The organism is Chitinophagaceae bacterium C216, assembly GCA_028485475.2.
Lineage (GTDB): Bacteria > Bacteroidota > Bacteroidia > Chitinophagales > Chitinophagaceae > Niabella > Niabella composti.
This window is the reverse complement of the sequence record CP144143.1, coordinates 2,989,385-3,006,828: the sequence shown is the minus strand read 5'-3', so window position 1 is coordinate 3,006,828 and position 17,444 is coordinate 2,989,385. Positions and strand designations below refer to the sequence as shown.

General features: G+C 40.8%; 18 protein-coding genes. 10 read left to right on the top strand and 8 right to left on the bottom strand.

The features are described 5' to 3' along the window. Positions 1-153: 153 nt before the first annotated feature. Positions 154-1,584: a tRNA (N6-isopentenyl adenosine(37)-C2)-methylthiotransferase MiaB gene (miaB, locus tag PIECOFPK_RS12950; RefSeq protein ID WP_409966085.1), complete on the bottom strand. Its 1,431-nt coding sequence runs from the start codon at positions 1,582-1,584 to the stop codon at positions 154-156. A 209-nt stretch (positions 1,585-1,793) separates the two neighbouring features. Here miaB and PIECOFPK_RS12945 point away from each other — a divergent pair, with 209 nt between their 5' ends. From PIECOFPK_RS12945 to plsX, 3 genes are all read left to right on the top strand, one after another. Next, positions 1,794-2,336: a YceD family protein gene (locus PIECOFPK_RS12945; protein WP_330973856.1), complete on the top strand. Its 543-nt coding sequence runs from the start codon at positions 1,794-1,796 to the stop codon at positions 2,334-2,336. A 98-nt stretch (positions 2,337-2,434) separates the two neighbouring features. Beyond that, positions 2,435-2,629, top strand: a complete 195-nt coding sequence (gene rpmF / locus PIECOFPK_RS12940; protein ID WP_330973857.1) for a 50S ribosomal protein L32 — start codon at positions 2,435-2,437, stop codon at positions 2,627-2,629. A 164-nt stretch (positions 2,630-2,793) separates the two neighbouring features. Further along, positions 2,794-3,741: a phosphate acyltransferase PlsX gene (gene plsX / locus PIECOFPK_RS12935; protein ID WP_330973858.1), complete on the top strand. Its 948-nt coding sequence runs from the start codon at positions 2,794-2,796 to the stop codon at positions 3,739-3,741. 68 nt (positions 3,742-3,809) lie between these two features. Here plsX and PIECOFPK_RS12930 read toward each other — a convergent pair whose 3' ends face one another. Further along, on the bottom strand, positions 3,810-5,594 hold the full coding sequence (locus PIECOFPK_RS12930; protein WP_409966084.1) for an AMP-dependent synthetase/ligase: 1,785 nt from the start codon (positions 5,592-5,594) through the stop codon (positions 3,810-3,812). A 127-nt stretch (positions 5,595-5,721) separates the two neighbouring features. Then, entirely contained in the window at positions 5,722-6,741 is a 1,020-nt protein-coding gene (locus PIECOFPK_RS12925) for a tetratricopeptide repeat protein (protein WP_409966083.1), read from the bottom strand. A gap of 226 nt (positions 6,742-6,967) precedes the next feature. On the opposite strand from PIECOFPK_RS12925, the gene PIECOFPK_RS12920 reads away from it, so the two are divergent. From PIECOFPK_RS12920 to PIECOFPK_RS12900, 5 genes are all read left to right on the top strand, one after another. Next, positions 6,968-8,671 (top strand): NAD+ synthase, encoded by a 1,704-nt coding sequence (locus PIECOFPK_RS12920; RefSeq protein ID WP_330973861.1) that lies wholly within the window; start codon positions 6,968-6,970, stop codon positions 8,669-8,671. Between the two features lie 35 nt (positions 8,672-8,706). After that, positions 8,707-9,708 carry an AAA family ATPase gene (locus tag PIECOFPK_RS12915; protein ID WP_409966829.1) on the top strand — a complete coding sequence of 334 codons (1,002 nt, stop codon included), beginning with the start codon at positions 8,707-8,709 and terminating at the stop codon, positions 9,706-9,708. 11 nt (positions 9,709-9,719) lie between these two features. Continuing rightward, the gene (locus PIECOFPK_RS12910; RefSeq protein WP_409966082.1) at positions 9,720-10,595 is read left to right on the top strand and encodes a DUF58 domain-containing protein; all 876 of its coding nucleotides are present in this window, start codon (positions 9,720-9,722) and stop codon (positions 10,593-10,595) included. 94 nt (positions 10,596-10,689) lie between these two features. Continuing rightward, complete coding sequence (locus PIECOFPK_RS12905; protein WP_409966081.1) at positions 10,690-11,574, top strand: hypothetical protein; 885 nt, start codon at positions 10,690-10,692, stop codon at positions 11,572-11,574. A gap of 35 nt (positions 11,575-11,609) precedes the next feature. Next, positions 11,610-12,623 carry a vWA domain-containing protein gene (locus PIECOFPK_RS12900; protein ID WP_409966080.1) on the top strand — a complete coding sequence of 338 codons (1,014 nt, stop codon included), beginning with the start codon at positions 11,610-11,612 and terminating at the stop codon, positions 12,621-12,623. A gap of 2 nt (positions 12,624-12,625) precedes the next feature. On the opposite strand, the gene arfB is transcribed toward PIECOFPK_RS12900, so the two are convergent. Further along, a complete protein-coding gene (gene arfB, locus PIECOFPK_RS12895) occupies positions 12,626-13,045 on the bottom strand; it encodes an alternative ribosome rescue aminoacyl-tRNA hydrolase ArfB (RefSeq protein ID WP_409966079.1) in 420 nt (139 codons plus the stop codon). 41 nt (positions 13,046-13,086) lie between these two features. Between arfB and dtd the strand changes: the two genes are divergently transcribed. Together dtd and PIECOFPK_RS12885 are read left to right on the top strand one after the other, a co-directional pair. Further along, positions 13,087-13,539 carry a D-aminoacyl-tRNA deacylase gene (dtd, locus tag PIECOFPK_RS12890; protein ID WP_330973867.1) on the top strand — a complete coding sequence of 151 codons (453 nt, stop codon included), beginning with the start codon at positions 13,087-13,089 and terminating at the stop codon, positions 13,537-13,539. Beyond that, entirely contained in the window at positions 13,536-13,886 is a 351-nt protein-coding gene (locus PIECOFPK_RS12885) for a nucleotide pyrophosphohydrolase (protein WP_330973868.1), read from the top strand. Before dtd ends, PIECOFPK_RS12885 begins: the two co-directional genes overlap by 4 nt. 20 nt (positions 13,887-13,906) lie before the next feature. Here the strand turns inward: PIECOFPK_RS12885 and PIECOFPK_RS12880 are convergent, their stop codons facing one another. From PIECOFPK_RS12880 to PIECOFPK_RS12865, 4 genes are all read right to left on the bottom strand, one after another. Then, positions 13,907-15,226: an NAD(P)/FAD-dependent oxidoreductase gene (locus PIECOFPK_RS12880; protein ID WP_409966078.1), complete on the bottom strand. Its 1,320-nt coding sequence runs from the start codon at positions 15,224-15,226 to the stop codon at positions 13,907-13,909. 63 nt (positions 15,227-15,289) lie between these two features. After that, positions 15,290-15,481 carry a hypothetical protein gene (locus PIECOFPK_RS12875; RefSeq protein ID WP_330973870.1) on the bottom strand — a complete coding sequence of 64 codons (192 nt, stop codon included), beginning with the start codon at positions 15,479-15,481 and terminating at the stop codon, positions 15,290-15,292. 92 nt (positions 15,482-15,573) lie between these two features. Further along, a complete protein-coding gene (locus PIECOFPK_RS12870) occupies positions 15,574-16,152 on the bottom strand; it encodes a hypothetical protein (RefSeq protein ID WP_330973871.1) in 579 nt (192 codons plus the stop codon). A 68-nt stretch (positions 16,153-16,220) separates the two neighbouring features. Continuing rightward, entirely contained in the window at positions 16,221-17,417 is a 1,197-nt protein-coding gene (locus PIECOFPK_RS12865) for a DUF3298 and DUF4163 domain-containing protein (protein ID WP_330973872.1), read from the bottom strand. Between the last annotated feature and the right edge of the window lie 27 nt (positions 17,418-17,444).

Below are 17,444 nucleotides of genomic sequence, written 5' to 3'. Positions count from 1 at the left end.
TGCTGTTATGAGCAGAAGTATCGTTATAAATTTTTAAGCGTTCTTCAATATCTTTTGTTATAAACGACTTTGCTGTAACCTATTTCAGATTGCTGTTCAGGCAACCGCATCGTATGCGCGTGCTCATTATTAGATACCGTGTAATAAATATAACTAAACAACTTCTCCGAACAAAGTCGCCTGTGTGCAATCTTTGATTTTGACATTTACATAATCACCTTTTTGGCAGGTGGTTCCTTTTTTAGGGAATACCACTACTTTATTCTGAGAGTTGCGTCCTACCCAGTCATCGGCACTACGCTTGCTGTCACCGTCTACCAGCACTTTAAAGGTTTTACCGATATCTTTTTTATAGTTATTGAGGGATAGTTGATTTTGTTTTTCGATAATTTCCTGAAGTCTACGTTTTTTAACTTCTAGCGGAACATCATCTTTATATCTTCTTTGAGCTAAAGTGCCAGGTCTTTCGCTATAGAAGAACATGTAGCTCAAATCGTACTGGCAGTAATCCATTATAGACAGTGTTTCCTGATGATCTTCTTCCGTTTCGGTGCAGAAACCGGCTATAATGTCGGATGTAATACTACAGTCGGGCAAAATTTCCCGAATTTCATCCACTTTACGCATATACCATTCTCTGGTATAAGTACGGTTCATTAATTGTAGTATGCGTGTGGACCCACTTTGTACGGGCAAATGAATGCACTTGCAAATGTTTTCATAAGCGGCCATAGTAGTGAGTACATCGCGGGTAATATCTTTAGGGTGCGAAGTGGAAAATCTCACTCTTAGCAGGGGAGATATCTGAGCCACCATTTCCAGTAGTCGTGCAAAGGTTACGGGCTGGGCCTCTTCCGGCTGAGAATAGGGAGGTGTATAGTAATAACTATCCACGTTTTGTCCGAGCAAGGTTACTTCGCGATAGCCATTTTCAAACAGCTCTCGGCACTCTCTCACGATACTTTCGGCATCACGGCTGCGTTCTCTTCCGCGAGTAAAAGGCACTACACAGAAAGAACACATATTATTACAACCGCGCATAATGCTTACAAAGGCGCTCACCCCATTCGAGTTAAGACGGATGGGGGAGATGTCGGCATAAGTTTCTTCACGGCTGAGTAATACGTTTACGCTTTTATGGCCTTCGGAGGCTTCAGCTACAAGCTTGGGTAGGCTGCGGTATGCATCGGGGCCTACCACAATGTCCACCAGCTTCTCTTCTTCCAGAAACTTGGCTTTGAGGCGTTCGGCCATACAACCTAAGACACCTATTAGGGTGCCGGGGTTCTGTGTTTTAATTTTTCTGAACTCCTGCAACCTGTTTCGTACTGTTTGCTCTGCTTTTTCGCGAATAGAACAGGTATTGATGAAGATGAGATTAGCTTCTTCCAGATTACGGGTGGCTCCAAAGCCTTCTTTATTAAGAATGGATGCCACAATTTCGCTGTCGGCAAAATTCATCTGACAGCCATAGCTTTCTATATAAAACTTACGTGTATATACTTTATTATCAGGGTTTTGCGGAGCATAGCTCTCGCCTTGTCTGCTTTCATCGTGTACTTTATGTGCTACCAGGTCCAGCATCAGTATTCTTTTTAATTTTAAGCGCACAAAGATAGGCTATTTTTGTGTGTTTATGACAGGATGGCAGATGATTTGGGATATAATTTGCAAATTTTATAGTGTATTTTGCTTGTAAAGGCCTTGTTGAGTCAAAATAATCCCGCTGCCGGGTTGGTTTTGTAAAAAAAAGCCGTACATTTGCACGCTCCAAATTCGGGGTAAGTTGTACCATGTCCAAAGGGAGAGCATACGATATCGCTTTTGTGGGGTTGAAACCCGGTATGCATGAGTACACTTATAGCATAGATGATAAGTTCTTTGAGAGTTTTCAGGAGCAAGATTTCTCAGATTGCCATGCAGAAATAAAGCTGTCGCTGGATAAACAAAATGGCTTTATGCTATTGAAATTTGAGGTAGGGGGTAATGTGATGGTTACTTGCGACCGTTGTAACAATGATTTGAAACTGGAGTTGTGGGACGAGTTTTTAGTTACAATAAAAATGGTGGAAGAGCCGGAGTTGATGAATGATCAGGAAGAAGATCCTGATGTATATTACATCAGTCGCGGCGAGAGTCACATTAATGTTGAAAACTGGATATATGAGTTCATTAATCTCAGTATCCCCATGCACAAGACCTGCAATGCATTTGGTGGTCAGTGTAATGAAACAGCATTAAAGGTGCTCGGAGAATTGGACGTTGAAAACTCAGAAAAAGAGGATATCAATCCCATCTGGAAAGGATTGGAAAAATTTAAAAACAAGGATAATTAATCGCTCAATCGAAAGTATTGTTTCTATTGGAAACAATATCCGGTTCGGCAAAGATTGATAAATAACAATTAGGTTTAAAATTATTAAAATAAAGAGTTATGCCAAATCCCAAACGCAGGCACAGTCAGCAGAGAAGTGCAAAACGCAGAACCCATTATAAAGCTAAAGCGCACACATTAACTACTGATGCAACTACAGGTGAAGTACATCTGCGCCACCGCGCTTATGTAAGTGAAGGAAAGCTGATCTATAAAGGAAAGGTAGTGGCTGAAAAAGCTCCTTCTAACGCCTAATTAAAAGATTGAAAATAGTAGCGGGGCAAATAAAGATGCTTCGCTTTTTTATGCGTTCGCTTCTCGCGATAGCAGTAGCGTATGTAATGTTGTAAGGAGATTCCGGTTACAGTACAGGTTTACGATTGTGTAATGTATCCGGAATTTTTTATTTTAGCTATTATATGAATATAGGAATTGATATGATGGGTGGCGATTATGCGCCACAGGAAGCGGTGAAAGGGGTAAAGCAGTACCTTTTAAAAAATAGCTTTGAGCAATTACATTTGGTATTGTTCGGGAATGAAGAGCAACTGAAGCCTCTGTTATCTGAAAACGAAGTACCTCAAGAAAAGTATACCATTCAACCTACTTCACAGGTGATTGGTATGAACGAACATCCTACCAAAGCACTGAAAGAAAAAACTGATTCGTCTATTGCCGTAGGATTTCAGCATTTAGCCGCAGGAAAAATAGATGCCTTCATCAGCGCAGGCAATACTGGTGCGATGATGGTAGGCGCTATGTTTAGTATTAAAGTGGTTGAGGGAGTTTTGAGGCCAACTATTTCTTCGGTAATCCCTAAGCCGGACGGTAGTACAGGCTTACTGTTGGATGTAGGATTGAATGCCGATTGTAAACCGGAACATCTTAATCAATTTGCCGTAATGGGTTCTGTATTCTGTCAGTACATTTTTGGAGTGGAGAATCCTAAAGTAGGCCTGATGAATGTGGGTGAAGAAGAAGGCAAGGGAAATATACTAGCACAGGCAGCCTATCCTATGTTGAAAAGCAACAAGGCTATTAATTTTATCGGAAACGTGGAGGGGCGCGACGTATTTAGGAACCAAGCCGATGTGATGGTTTGTGAAGGATTTACCGGCAATGTTATTTTGAAAATGGCCGAGTCTATTTACGATATTGCCCAAGAACAACAAATCGATAATCCCTATTTGAACCGCTTTAATTTTGAAATTTACGGAGGTACTCCTGTGCTGGGTGTAGAAAAACCTGTGATTATCGGCCACGGTATTTCTCATGCCACAGCCTTTAGCAATATGATCGATGTGGCTGTAAAAATGCTGAATACCGATGTTCTAGGTAAGGTAAAGGAAGCAGTGCAACGCATATAAGATTGTAATAACTCATCTAATAAAAAAGCCGTCTGAACGTTATTGTAAAGACGGCTTTTATTTTGAAACTAATGATAGATGCTTTCGATTTCTGCAGCGTATTTCTCCAAGATTACTTTTCGTCTCAAGCTCAGTTTGGGTGTCATCTCACCCCCATCTACACTCCATTCCTTGGGTAGTAGTACGAATTTTTTAATTTGTTCTACCTTATTGATGCTTTTATTGTGATGGTCAAGTACTGAGCGGAATAATTCATGCACTTTATCGTTTTTAACGATTTCTTCGTTGCTCATTTCGGGAAGATTGTTTTCTTTCATCCATTCTCTGACCACATTAAATGCAGGAACAATCAAGGCTCCTACAAATTTGCGTTCACTGCCTACTACTATAATCTGCTCAATGAACTTGCTTTCTTTCATTTTGTTTTCGATGGGCTGGGGGGCAACATATTTTCCGCCGCTGGTTTTAAAGAGTTCTTTTTTGCGGTCGGTTATTTTGAAAAATCGGTTTTCGATGAGTGTGCCGATGTCGCCCGTATGTAGCCAGCCATCTTTGATCACTTCTGCGGTGAGCTCTGGATGTTTATAATAGCCTTTCATAACACAGGGGCCTTTGACCAGTATTTCCCCATCTTCGGCCAGTTTTACTTCAATACCTTCAATGGCAGGACCCACAGTTCCATAACGGGTGTCGTTATTTTGTTTTCTGTTAACACAGATTACGGGACTATTTTCTGTTGGTCCATAGCCTTCGTAAACCGGAATGCCCGCAGCATTAAAGACCCTTAAAAGTTTTTCGGAAGCTGCCGCACCGCCTGTGATAATAAAACTGATATTTCCTCCCAAGGCTTCTCTCCATTTTTTAAATACAAGTTTTCGGGCAATGGAGAGTTTAAAATTATAGAGCCCCTTGGGTGGATTAATATTATCGTATTGCATGCCCAGTTGAATACTCCAGAAGAATAGTTTCCTTTTGATGCCTGTCAGTGCATTCCCCTTGGCCATAATTTTTTCATATACCTTTTCCAGCAAACGGGGAACGGTAGTAAATCCATCAGGTTTTATTTCTCTTAAATTATCGGCAATGGTTTCCAAGCTTTCTGCGTAATAGATGCTGATACCACTGAACATGTACAGGTAAGTAATCATTTTTTCGAAAATATGATTGAGTGGCAGAAAGCTTAATGTTTTGGTTTGCGGCTGATCAGGGAATGGAAAACTGGCTTTAGAAAAATAGATATTACTTACAATATTGCTATGAGTAAGCATTACTCCTTTGGGTACACCTGTAGTGCCACTTGTATAAATGATAGTGGCCACATGAGAATTAGGTATCTGTTGTTTTATTTTTTCTAAAGTATGTAATGTGCCGTCATCCGCGAGATCCAGTAATTCCGAGTAATGAGGTACGCCTTCTACTTTATCAAAAGTATAGATACCTTGCAGATAGGGGGTATTTACCGATTTTACTTTTTCTACCAGTTCGGCGTTACTTACAAAGATGTATTTGGCCTGCGATTCATTTAAAATATATTCCAGTTCTGGTAGTGCTGTAGTGGGATAGATAGGCGTGAGAATAGCGCCGGTCTGCTGAACAGCTAGGTCGGTAAACACCCATTCCGGCCGGTTACCACTAATGATAGCAATTTTGTCGCTATTTTCAGCAGTGAAGTCGCCACCGCTTACGCCCCGGATGAGGAGGCCGGCTGAAAATCGGTTAACCAAATTCTCGATCTCTTGAGTACTGTAAGATCTCCATCGTCCGTTCTCTTTAGCATTTAGAGCGTCGGATTTAGGGAAGTTTTCTAACTGGTAGGATATGGCATCAAACAATCGGTAAGTTGGGTAATTCATTAGTCAATTGTTTAAAGTGTCTACAAGTTAAGAAAAAAATAAGCTCAATGTACACGTTGCGGAGCAGTATAAAAATAATAAGCGCTTACCCTGCCGGATAAGCGCTTATGAATATTTTCATATTATGTTATTTCACAGAATATACTTGCCCGTTCGGCATTTTAAATATTCTTGAAGTGTGATAATTGGTGAATCGATCGTACTCCTCCTTATGTTCGTTTACCCATTTTTCAAAGGCTGCTTGGTTGTTTACTGGTCCAAACATCCATTGGTTATAAGATTCGAATAATCCGTCTTTCATGAGCTGCTGGTGAAATTCGAAAAGACGGAAGGGGAATTTATCGCCATAGGACGCAAACCAATCCAAAATAAACCGGGTACGAATCATGGCTAAACTTTCGGGAGTGATGCCCTGGGCTGAAATACCCGACTGCTTTGCAAAAGTGTTTAATACAGCCTTGGCAAACTCGTTCTTTTCCTTAGCTGCTACGGCGGCTAGATCAGAGGAAATGAAGAGCTTTTGCTTATAAGCATCTAGAACCATTTTCTTGATACTATTTGCTCTGGGATTGAGGCTTTCCATGTTAGCATAGATTTCGCCGTAAATGATAGCCCAGATTTTATCGTCCTGTTGTTTATAGTAGTAAACAGCCGCGTTGTAATAGTTGCCACCATACGAAGGAGCGGCCTGCATCCCTTTCTGCCACATATCAATAGCGCCTTTGGGGTTTTTCATGATATCTAGGAGTTCTCCGTAGTCATTATACAGAGGCCCGCTTTTGGGGAAATCTTTAAGGGCTTCCTTGTATATTTTTTCAGCTTCCTTAAAATTCTCCTGAGCTTTATATATGCTACCGGCAATTTGATAAGCAATGGCGTCGCAGTCAGGGCTAGCAATTACAGTTTTGATAGTTTCTAACGCTTTATTGTAATCACCTTTATAATAATAAGCTAGAGAAAGATCTTTAAGCAGTTCGGGATCATCTTTATAGGTTTCCTGTGCTTTGGTTAATACCAGGACGGCATTATCTAAATCGCCCGATTGCATGAAATTCCTGGCTTTGGTACGCTCTGCGACTACATTTCCTTGTCCAAAAGCAAAGCCGCAAGTGCATAGAAATAAGCTAGCTATGAATATTTTTTTCATTTATTTATTTTTTAGACAACAACAATTGCAAAAAGTAAGCCGAAAACTTCACGGATCGTTCCTAAAGATGCAAAAGTAGGTGAAAGAGTGGCATGAAGTACTAAAATTTTAGTTATAATATGAATTTTAGGTGTGAATAAAGTGCTTTGCATCAGGTGTTAAAAAATACCTACTTATTTCATTTCTAAGGGTAGAAGACTACATTTGTAACTAGGAAATTGATTATATGAAAATAGCATTAGCTCAGCAGAACTATCATATCGGAAATTTTGATCTAAATGTGCAGAAAATTATCAGCGGTATCCAGGAGGCCAAAAAGCAAGGTGCCGATTTAGTAATATTTTCAGAATTATGTGTATGCGGTTATCCTCCACGCGATTTTCTGGAGTTTAATGATTTTATCAACCAGTGCTATCAGGCCCTTGATACGATAAAAGAACATGCAGATACTATTGGCGTACTGGTGGGTGCTCCTGCTCGAAACCCTAATTTCGAAGGAAAGGACTTATTCAATGCGGCTTATTTGTTATATGAAAAAGAAATTAAGGCCGAAGTGCATAAAACATTACTTCCTACTTATGATGTATTTGATGAGGGACGTTATTTTGAGCCTGCATATGATTGGAACGTAGTCCCCTTTAAGGGCAAAAAATTAGCGGTCACTATATGTGAAGATATCTGGAACATGGGCGAAAATCCCCTATATCGAATTACGCCAATGGAAAAGCTGATTCAGTTTGAGCCTGATGTCATCATCAATCTTTCGGCTTCTCCTTACAATTATGCGCAGGATGTGGTGCGCAACGGTATCGTCAAAGCTCATACGCTCAAATATAAACTGCCGATGTTTTACTGTAATACGGTAGGCTCTCAAACCGAAATTGTGTTTGATGGGGGTAGTTTGGTGTATGATAGTGCAGGTAATCAAGTGGCCGAATTGAAATATTTTGAAGAAGACTTTGGGGTTTTTGAATTGGACGATTTGATTAAGGAGACCTCTCCTCAAAGTGAAGATTCGGTGAAGATTTATTACTCAGCTTCGGAAGTGAGTGCAGGTAGGGATGTATTGGAGTATCTCAAAGATGAAAAAAATATCGCCGAAATTCGCTCAGCACTAGTACTGGGTATTAGAGATTATTTCTCCAAAATGGGTTTCACTAAGGCTATTTTGGGATCCAGTGGAGGTATTGATAGTGCTGTAACACTGGCGTTGGCGGTAGAAGCATTGGGCCAGGAAAATGTGCGTGCCATCCTTATGCCTTCACACTTTTCTACATCTCACTCCATAAGTGATGCGGAGGCGTTGAGCCAAAATCTTCAAAATCCTTATGATATTATTCCCATTAAAAATATCTATGACAGCTTCCTCACCGAGCTAAAACCTATTTTTCAGGACTTGCCTTTTAGCGTTGCGGAAGAAAACATTCAAAGTCGTACGCGAGGAAATCTGCTGATGGCTATAGCCAATAAATTCGGTTATATTTTGCTTAATACATCCAATAAGAGTGAGCTGGCAACCGGTTACGGAACATTGTATGGGGATATGGCCGGTGGATTGAGTGTATTGGGCGATGTGTATAAAACTCAGGTGTATGCGCTGGCCCGCTTGATTAATAAAGAAAAAGAAGTTATACCTCATCATATTTTAGTAAAAGCGCCATCGGCAGAATTAAGGCCCAATCAAAAAGACAGCGACAGTCTGCCCGAATATGATGAGTTGGATACTATTTTGTTTAAGTATATTGAGGAGCGGCAGGGACCTAAAGAACTCATAGCGCAAGGATTTGATGAAACGCTCGTAAACCGCATCTTGCGCCTTGTAAACATGAATGAGTATAAACGCAATCAGTTTTGCCCTATCATTCGCGTCAGCTATAAAGCATTTGGTGTAGGACGAAGATTGCCTATTGTGGCAAAATATTTGAGCTGATAGCCATTATTAAAATCTTGAATGCATATCTCATGATGAATAAAACCGCAGAAGATATTAGAATTTTAAATGAAAAAATTGCTATTGCCGGCGCCTTTACTGATAAGCTGAAGGAGGAAATTGGTCATGTTATCATAGGCCAGTCGCATATGTTGGACCGACTACTGATTGGGCTTTTAAGTAATGGACACGTATTGCTCGAAGGGGTGCCGGGATTGGCAAAAACGCTTACCATTAAATCGTTGGCTACAGCTATACAAGCTAACTTCAGTAGAATACAGTTTACACCAGATTTATTGCCTGCAGATGTAATCGGCACATTGATTTATAATCAGCAGGAGAATGATTTTGTGGTACGTAAGGGACCCATCTTTGCCAATTTTATTTTAGCTGACGAAATCAATCGTGCTCCGGCCAAAGTGCAGTCGGCTTTGCTGGAGGCTATGCAGGAGCGTCAGGTAACCATTGGCGATACCACCTATAAATTGGAAGAACCTTTTTTAGTGCTGGCTACACAAAATCCACTAGAGCAGGAAGGAACTTATCCTTTACCCGAAGCTCAGGCCGACAGATTTTTGATGAAGGTTATTGTACGTTATCCCGAGATGCACGAAGAGCAGCTGATCCTTCGTTCCAACGTACAATCCATACAGCTTCCCGAAATAAAACCTGTGGTCAACATAAAGGATGTATTACATGCGCGGGATTTAGTGCGTGATATTTATCTCGACGAAAAAGTAGAGCGTTACATACTGGATATTGTATTTGCCAGCCGCTATCCCGGACGATATCAGGCCCAAAAACTAGAGCCTCTTATTTCCTACGGAGCTTCCCCAAGAGGCAGCATCAATCTGGCTTTAGCAGGAAAGGCACAAGCTTTCTTAAATAAAAGAGGATTTGTAATACCCGAAGATATTCGCAGTATTGCACATGATGTGTTGCGGCATCGCATCGGGCTTACATATGAGGCTGAGGCCGAAAATGTAAATGTAGAAGATATTATTGATGAAATTTTAAGACAGGTGAACGTTCCTTAAGCACCCAATGAATGATGCGTTCCACTTCCGAAATACTTAAAAAAGTTCGTGAGCTCGAAATCAGAAGTAAGAAGCTGGCCCGGGATCTTTTCTCAGGCGAATATCATAGTGCATTTAAAGGAAAAGGTATGTCCTTTAAAGAAGTGCGTGAATATGCACCTGGCGATGATGTACGGTTTATCGACTGGAATGTATCAGCCCGATTTGGCCATCCCTTTAGTAAAGTATTTGAGGAAGAGCGCGAGCTAACAGTAATGTTGTTGGTGGATCTGAGTAACAGTTCTTTGTTTGGAACGCATTATGGCAGTAAGCGCGATGTAGCCACCGAAATAGCTGCAGTGCTGGCGTTTTCAGCGGTAAGCAACGGAGATAAAGTAGGAGCCGTCTTTTACAGTGATAGGGTAGAAAAATATATTCCTCCCAAAAAGGGCAGACAACATGCGTTGTATATAGTGAGAGAAGTGCTGGCATTAGAATCAAAAGGGAGAGGTACCCATATGGGTGCTGCGCTGAAATATTTTACCAATGCCATTAAGCAGTCCAGCATTGCTTTCGTATTGGGCGATTTTATTGATAGGGGATACGAAGATGCATTACGTGTTGCAGGAAAGAAGCATGATCTGATTGGTATAAAGATTTATGATCAGATGGATAAGGAATTGCCTAATGCTGGCTTGATTCAGATGTTGGATGCCGAAACCGGTGCAGCCCAATGGATAGATACTAGTAATGCTTATGTAAGAAGAAAGTATGAAGAGAACTTTTTTGCTGCCACAGACTATTGTGTGAATGTTTTTAAAAAAGCCGGATGCGATCTGTTGCATATACAAACGGGCGATGATTATGTGACGGTACTTCAGCGATTTTTTAGGAGCAGAATCAGATAAGGAATATTTAAAGCTTACAGGATTGAAGGGATGTAAATTGAATATTGTTGACTTAATATATTTTCTCAGGACACATGCAATCAAATTTTTTTTGATGTTGATGTCCCTGATGGTATTAACTGTTCAGGGTCAGGTAGTAGGCGTCAATGCCAGTACCGATAAAAACCGGATTCTCTTGGGAGAGCCTTTATGGTTAACCTTGGAAATAAAAACTTTGAATAATGCGCCCTTTGATCCATTCAAGGTAGATAGTATTCCGCATTTTGAGTTTCTAATAAAAGATAGTATCCGAACAATACAAAAAGGGGATACCTCTATTTTCAAACAATATTATCAGCTCACTAGTTTCGATTCTGGACAATGGGTAATTCCGTCTTTTACTTTTCGTCCGTTTGTAAAGACAAATAGTATTCTAATCGATGTTGTATTTACAGAGGATTTTGATCCCACGCAACCCTATCACGATGTGCAGGATGTACTGGATGTGTCATTCAGAATGGATCCTTCGCAGGAAAGATGGTGGTATCCTATTGTCATCTTTTTGATAGTACTGGTGTTGCTGATATACTGGATCACCGGAGAGCGACCGCAACAAGCAAAACCTGTAAAAAAATCCACCGAATCGGCTTATGCAAAAGCGCTAAGAAATTTGAAGGAGCTTAAAACATCGCATATACATGAAAAAGGATATTACGAACAATTGATAGAAATATTCAGAGCTTATGTGCTGGAAAGAACTGGAATCAGCTCGTTGCAGCATACTTCTACAGATCTGGCGCAAAAACTGCAGCCCTTATTCCGTGATGAAATAAGATACGACAGTTTGGTACAGGTAATGTATATGTGCGATTTTGTAAAATTTGCAAAGTATATGCCGCAAAAAAGTGAAGCCCTGTCTGCATATGAAGTAATTGAAGGTGCCGTGCATTACCTAGAGGATGTATTGAACAAAAATCCACAACTTATTAAATCTGTCTAACTGGAGATGCGATTATAAAAAGGTCAATTAGCGACATGATATACGAATGGTTAAAAAATATTGTTTTCGTATGGCCCGAGAATTTTATTCTGTTGGGGTTGATACCTTTTTTAATCGCCCGTTATATCAGAAACGAAAGAAATCATAAGGCGGCTTTGCTTACTTCCGCAGTAAATGTAAATACGCCTTCTACATTTAAAACTAATTTCAGACATCTACCTTTTGTATTGCGCATACTGGCTTTGATATGCCTGATTATGGCATTAGCCAGACCGCAACATCAGACCGATCAAACCCATGCGGAAGGAGAGGGGATCGATATAGTGTTATGTATGGATGTAAGTGCGAGTATGCTCACTAACGATATTAAGCCTTCGCGCTTTCAGGTAGCTAAGGAAGTAGCGGCAGAATTTGTGAAAAGCAGACCGGTAGATAGAATAGGGTTAGTGATTTTCGGCGGTGAAAGTTTTACTAAATGCCCTATTACTTCCGATAAAAATACTCTTTTGACGCAGTTGCAAAGTCTTAAGATTAAAGATGGAGGCTATCTTGCCGATGGAACATTGATAGGAGAAGGGCTAGCTATGGCAGTAAATAGAGTGAGTAAGGGAAGTAGTAAAAGTCGAGTGGTTATTTTGCTTACTGATGGAAAAGAAGAGGCGCCGGTTACAAGAATCATTGATCCTTATACAGCAACTGAGATTGCTAAGGCAGAAAATGTAAAGGTGTATTGTATTGGTCTGGGCTCGACAGAGTTTATGATAGAGCAAGTGGTAAAAGATAATGCAGGCAACACTGTAAGAAATGATATTGATGAAACACTCTTAACGCGTATAGCTTCGGAGACAGGTGGTAAGTATTTTCGGGCTACGGATAAAGCCTCACTACAGGCTATTTATTCAGAAATCGATCAGCTGGAAAAATCGAAGGTAGAAATTATCAGATATAAAGAGATTGAGGAGATGTTTATTCCGTTTGTATTGTTGGCGCTGGGGCTATTGTTTATAGAGCTTCTATTACGCTTTACGATATTTAAGACCTTTCCTTGATATTATTCGAGATTGTTTTTATCTATTTTCCTTCGAAAACTTTTCTTAACGCTTTCTTTCTTTTTACGTTCAATTCTTTTTTCAATGGATGCACGGGTAGCGGTAGTAGCAATACGTGGCTTTCTCACCTGTAAGGCCTGAACGACAAGTGCATTTATCTTTCTGACGGCATCTTCTTTGTTTTCTAGTTGCGTGCGATGGCTTTTGGATCTTACCTGCAATACTCCATTGGCATTAATGCGTGTACTTAATCTGTGGTATACACGTGACTTTTGCTCAGGTGTAAGCAGTGAGGATGCAGTGATGTCAAAATAAGCCACCACGGCGGTTTCTACTTTGTTTACATTTTGTCCGCCTTTACCACTGCTGCGAGTGGTTTTAAAAATTATTTCGCGCGATACATCCATTATTAATTTTATCACTCTAAATTAGATTTTATTTTTGAAGTGTATAAAAAATCCTTATGCGAGCGGTAGTACAAAGAGTGCAAAAAGCATCTGTTACGATTGATGGCCAACTTCATGCTTCCATAGAGCAGGGGTTACTGATATTGCTGGGGATTGAGGATGCCGATAACGATGAAGATATTGCCTGGTTAAGTCAGAAAATAACGCAGCTACGTATTTTTAATGACGATGCCGGGGTCATGAATATTTCCGTAAAGGATATCAATGGAGAGGTGCTGCTGGTGAGCCAGTTTACGTTGCATGCTTCGATAAAAAAAGGGAACCGTCCTTCTTATATCAGAGCCAGCAAACCCGATATAGCTATTCCTTTGTATAATAAAATGATTCAGCAGTTAGAAAAAGATTTGGGTAAGCCCATTCAAACAGGTGTATTTGGTGCAGATATGAAAGTTGCGTTGCTGAACGACGGTCCTGTCACCATCATCATCGATACAAAAAATAAAGAATGAGTATAACAATTAGCGAGGCGCAACAGCGCGTAGATGAATGGATTAAAACCATCGGTGTTAGATATTTCGGCGAATTGACGAATATGGCCATTCTTACCGAAGAAGTAGGAGAGTTGGCACGCCACATGGCACGGCTTTATGGTGATCAGTCTTATAAGGATGGTAAAAAGTATTCGGATGATGAACGTAAAGCATTGCTGGGAGAAGAAATGGCTGATGTGTTATGGGTGCTCCTTTGTTTGGCTAATCAGACAGGCGTAGATCTTACTGCAGCATTACAACAAAGCTTTGAAAAGAAAACAAAGCGCGATGCAGACAGACACGCGAGTAATGAAAAGCTTAAATAATTTGTTTTTCTCGGAGTATTTTAAGCATAAGTTAAGGTAGCGGCAATCATCCGTGCGATCTTTTCTCCATCCATGGCGGCACTAACAATACCTCCTGCATAGCCTGCACCTTCCCCACAGGGGTAAAGATTTTTTAGCTGAGGATGTTGTAAGGTGTCAGCATCTCTGGGAATTCGTACCGGTGAAGAAGTACGTGATTCAGTTGCTACCAATACTGCATCGTTCGTGTAATAGCCTTTCATTTTTTTGCCAAACTCCACGAAAGCTTTCTGCAGGGCTTTGTAGATAAACGGGGGCAAAACAGTTCTTAAATCGGCACTGGTTATACCGGTTAGATAGGAGCAGTCGGGTAGTGATGACGAAAATTTATTAGTACAAAAATCTACCATACGTTGAGCAGGTGCTTTTAGCTGTCCCCCACCTGCTACAAATGCAGCCCTTTCTATCTCTTGCTGAAATCGTAGGAGTGATAAAGGGTCAGGGTTTTTGAGTTTTTCGTTTCTGAGAACATCTTTTAGTTGAACCTGTACCACAATCCCCGAATTGGCATAAGGATTATTTCTTTTAGAAGGGGACCAACCGTTTACCACTATTTCATTATGTCCGGTGGCGGCGGGAGCGATAATGCCGCCGGGGCACATGCAAAAGGATAACACACCGATATTATGAACCTGTTGCACGAGACTATAGGATGCCGGGGGCAGATACGGACCCCGGGAGTCGCACTTGTACTGAGCTGTATCGATAAGCGATTGAGGATGCTCCGCACGAACACCCAAGGCAAAGGGTTTGGGTTCGATCAGCACATTTTTCTTCTGCAATAAATAAAAAATATCTCTTGCGGAATGACCGGTAGCCAATATCACAGCATCGGCTTCGATGATATCCCCTTTTTGTGTTTTTACTCCTTTGATGATGTGATCATCTATAATAAAGTCTATAACCTTTTGTTCGAATAAAATTTTTCCGCCACATTGCAGGATCTGTTCTCGCATAGCCACAATAATCTTAGGCAGTTTGTTGGTGCCGATATGTGGATGAGCTTCATACAGTATCTTTTCTTCGGCCCCGAAATTGACAAAGAGGTTTAAGATGCGGTCTATACTTCCGCGCTTGTTGCTTCGGGTGTATAACTTTCCATCGCTGTAAGTACCGGCACCACCTTCGCCAAAGCAATAATTACTTTCGGGATTGACAATGCCTTTTTTATTGATAGCTGCCAAGTCGCGACGACGCGCTCTTACATCTTTTCCGCGTTCCAGAATGATAGGTCGAATACCGGTTTCAAGAAGCTGGAGGGCTGCAAAAAGACCTGCAGGTCCTGCGCCCACTATAATCACACGTTTAGAAGCCCTGCTTACATCCTGAAAGTGAAATGGAGGCCGTTCTCTTTCCTGAAAAGGTTAGTTGATGTAGGCATTAAGCTTGAGATTGATCCATGGCGTTCTAGAGCGAGCATCAATGGACTTTTTGATGATGTTAAATCCTGTAATGGTAGCAGGTGCAATGCTCTCCTGTTCGACTATTTGCTGCAAGATCGCACTATCATCGGCAGCTTGTTGCGGTGATAATCGGAGTTGAATGATTTTTTGCATGTGTCAGGTTTTTATCCTGAAAGGAGACTGCAAAGAAAAGAAGAAAATTAGATATATTCTTTTAAAAAAGGGGGCAATTACCCCTATTAATTTCAGGGTGTGCTCTGACTCAGGTTGACGTATACAATTTTGTATTTACTCGAGTTCCCCGGGCGTCGATACTTGCGATTTAAAAACAATCCCGCAGCCCCCACACCGGTGGCAATGGCTACATTGCGTGTATTACGTTTGTCAAACAGCGGGTCGTGTTTTTGTACCAGTCCGTTAAAAATGTTCAGAAAATCATAGCCAAATCCCCCAATAGCCGCGAACCTCCCCAAGGTAGCTAAATAATGATCGCGGTAACTGATTTTAGGAACCAGGATGGTTTTGATATTCTTATAATGCATACCTAGGGTATACGTCGTTATGGTATCATAACTGGTAGTGCCGAAGATATTAGTATAGGCGTGCAGTGTGTAATAACGAAGGAAAATGCTATCGTTGGCAATTCGGTCTATTAGGGCGTCATAGCGCCGCCCATCGTGTGTGATTAAAGATATTTCAATACCGGCGTAATAGTTTTTTACAGGAACACCATTCTTTTTTCGTACAGAAATAAAGTCGGGTACCTGAGCATTTGCTCCAAGAAAGATGGTAAATGAAAAGAAAATGAAAAGCAGCCTTAGCATTTGGGGCTAAAGTTAAATGATTCGGCCAATCGGTTTTGGCCGAAAATTGTTAAAGCATTAAGAAAATTCTAAAGGCCCATCCTTTCTTTAAATTCTGGGTTCAGATATGTCGCTAGTTCCGAAAAAGGAATCCATACATTGATCTCGCCGGCGGCATAAGGGGCGATCTCGTAAGGGTTATATATAAAGCCTAGACCTTTGGGTCCAAAATAAAAATTGTCATTCGGAGCCAGATGCTTGACGAAAAGGCTTTGATCTAGAGAAGTACGCGGACGCAGGTGGTACCGCTTTCTATAATATTTGTCCAGCAGATTTTGTATGGCAACCGAATCTACTTTCATGATATCGCTGAGCTGTAGTTTTTTCTGATTTTTTATGTCAAAGCAATACATGGTAGTGGCATAGTCGCCATGTGCTCCCCCGGTATAGGAGTAGTTGTACACGTTAAGAATTATATATCCATTATTATTATGAACCACATTACTGGTGGTGATATACTCTCGGTTGAGGAAATAATGGGGCATATTATCGTCTACGGTTACACCCACAAGACTGCTGTCAACATCTTTACTGTAATTGTTTTTTAAATCATTTACGATAGCTTGAGCTGTCTGCGGCAGATTAAGCGAAGCATATTTTTTATCCCCATTGTCCAATATTTTTTTCAATTCGTTATTGAACCAGGTGGCAGACGGATCATTGTCGGTAGCCATTACCACAGTTATCGTTGATTTTAGAATGGGAGTGTCTTTGGGGAATTTCAGGTATGCTGCAGAGTCCGAATAGCTCAATGCTCTTATACGAAGGGTACCATCTGTCTGACTTTCTCGCAATTTTATAGGGTAGGTGGTTTTATTATCGCCACTTTTCCATATGCCGGTAATTTCGTTTTCTGCGAGATAGAGGGCAATTTTGGGTGACAACCCGTTTCCGTTATCAGTGTTTTCAATGAGGTAAAGGCTATCTGCTCCTTCTTCATCCCAGTCTTTATATAAAAAGATTGGTGTGCCATAATCAGTGTAGTAATAGTTGGCATCCACCATGTCATTATGTTTTAGTAAATGCATTACTACAGGTTTGCCCGCAATAGTACCTTCCAACGTCCTGTAAAAGAACTTTGCGGATAAGTTGTCTTCTTCAGTAATAACCGTTGTTGTATCTGTTGGGTTAGTAGCGGTAGCATCTTCTTTAGTTTTAGTATCCTGATTTTTGCAGGAAATAAAGCCAAAGATTACCGCAGCGAAAAGAAGGAGGCGTGTAAACATATCTTGTTGCAATATATCGTTATAAAA

Bases quoted from the DNA above. Each gene is read 5' to 3' on its own strand.
- miaB (WP_409966085.1), bottom strand. From the start codon at position 1,584: ATGCTGGACCTGGTAGCACATAAAGTACACGATGAAAGCAGACAAGGC.
- PIECOFPK_RS12945 (WP_330973856.1), top strand. From the start codon at position 1,794: ATGTCCAAAGGGAGAGCATACGATATCGCTTTTGTGGGGTTGAAACCC.
- rpmF (WP_330973857.1), top strand. From the start codon at position 2,435: ATGCCAAATCCCAAACGCAGGCACAGTCAGCAGAGAAGTGCAAAACGC.
- plsX (WP_330973858.1), top strand. From the start codon at position 2,794: ATGAATATAGGAATTGATATGATGGGTGGCGATTATGCGCCACAGGAA.
- PIECOFPK_RS12930 (WP_409966084.1), bottom strand. From the start codon at position 5,594: ATGAATTACCCAACTTACCGATTGTTTGATGCCATATCCTACCAGTTA.
- PIECOFPK_RS12925 (WP_409966083.1), bottom strand. From the start codon at position 6,741: ATGAAAAAAATATTCATAGCTAGCTTATTTCTATGCACTTGCGGCTTT.
- PIECOFPK_RS12920 (WP_330973861.1), top strand. From the start codon at position 6,968: ATGAAAATAGCATTAGCTCAGCAGAACTATCATATCGGAAATTTTGAT.
- PIECOFPK_RS12915 (WP_409966829.1), top strand. From the start codon at position 8,707: ATGAATAAAACCGCAGAAGATATTAGAATTTTAAATGAAAAAATTGCT.
- PIECOFPK_RS12910 (WP_409966082.1), top strand. From the start codon at position 9,720: ATGATGCGTTCCACTTCCGAAATACTTAAAAAAGTTCGTGAGCTCGAA.
- PIECOFPK_RS12905 (WP_409966081.1), top strand. From the start codon at position 10,690: ATGTTGATGTCCCTGATGGTATTAACTGTTCAGGGTCAGGTAGTAGGC.
- PIECOFPK_RS12900 (WP_409966080.1), top strand. From the start codon at position 11,610: ATGATATACGAATGGTTAAAAAATATTGTTTTCGTATGGCCCGAGAAT.
- dtd (WP_330973867.1), top strand. From the start codon at position 13,087: ATGCGAGCGGTAGTACAAAGAGTGCAAAAAGCATCTGTTACGATTGAT.
- PIECOFPK_RS12885 (WP_330973868.1), top strand. From the start codon at position 13,536: ATGAGTATAACAATTAGCGAGGCGCAACAGCGCGTAGATGAATGGATT.
- PIECOFPK_RS12875 (WP_330973870.1), bottom strand. From the start codon at position 15,481: ATGCAAAAAATCATTCAACTCCGATTATCACCGCAACAAGCTGCCGAT.
- PIECOFPK_RS12870 (WP_330973871.1), bottom strand. From the start codon at position 16,152: ATGCTAAGGCTGCTTTTCATTTTCTTTTCATTTACCATCTTTCTTGGA.
- PIECOFPK_RS12865 (WP_330973872.1), bottom strand. From the start codon at position 17,417: ATGTTTACACGCCTCCTTCTTTTCGCTGCGGTAATCTTTGGCTTTATT.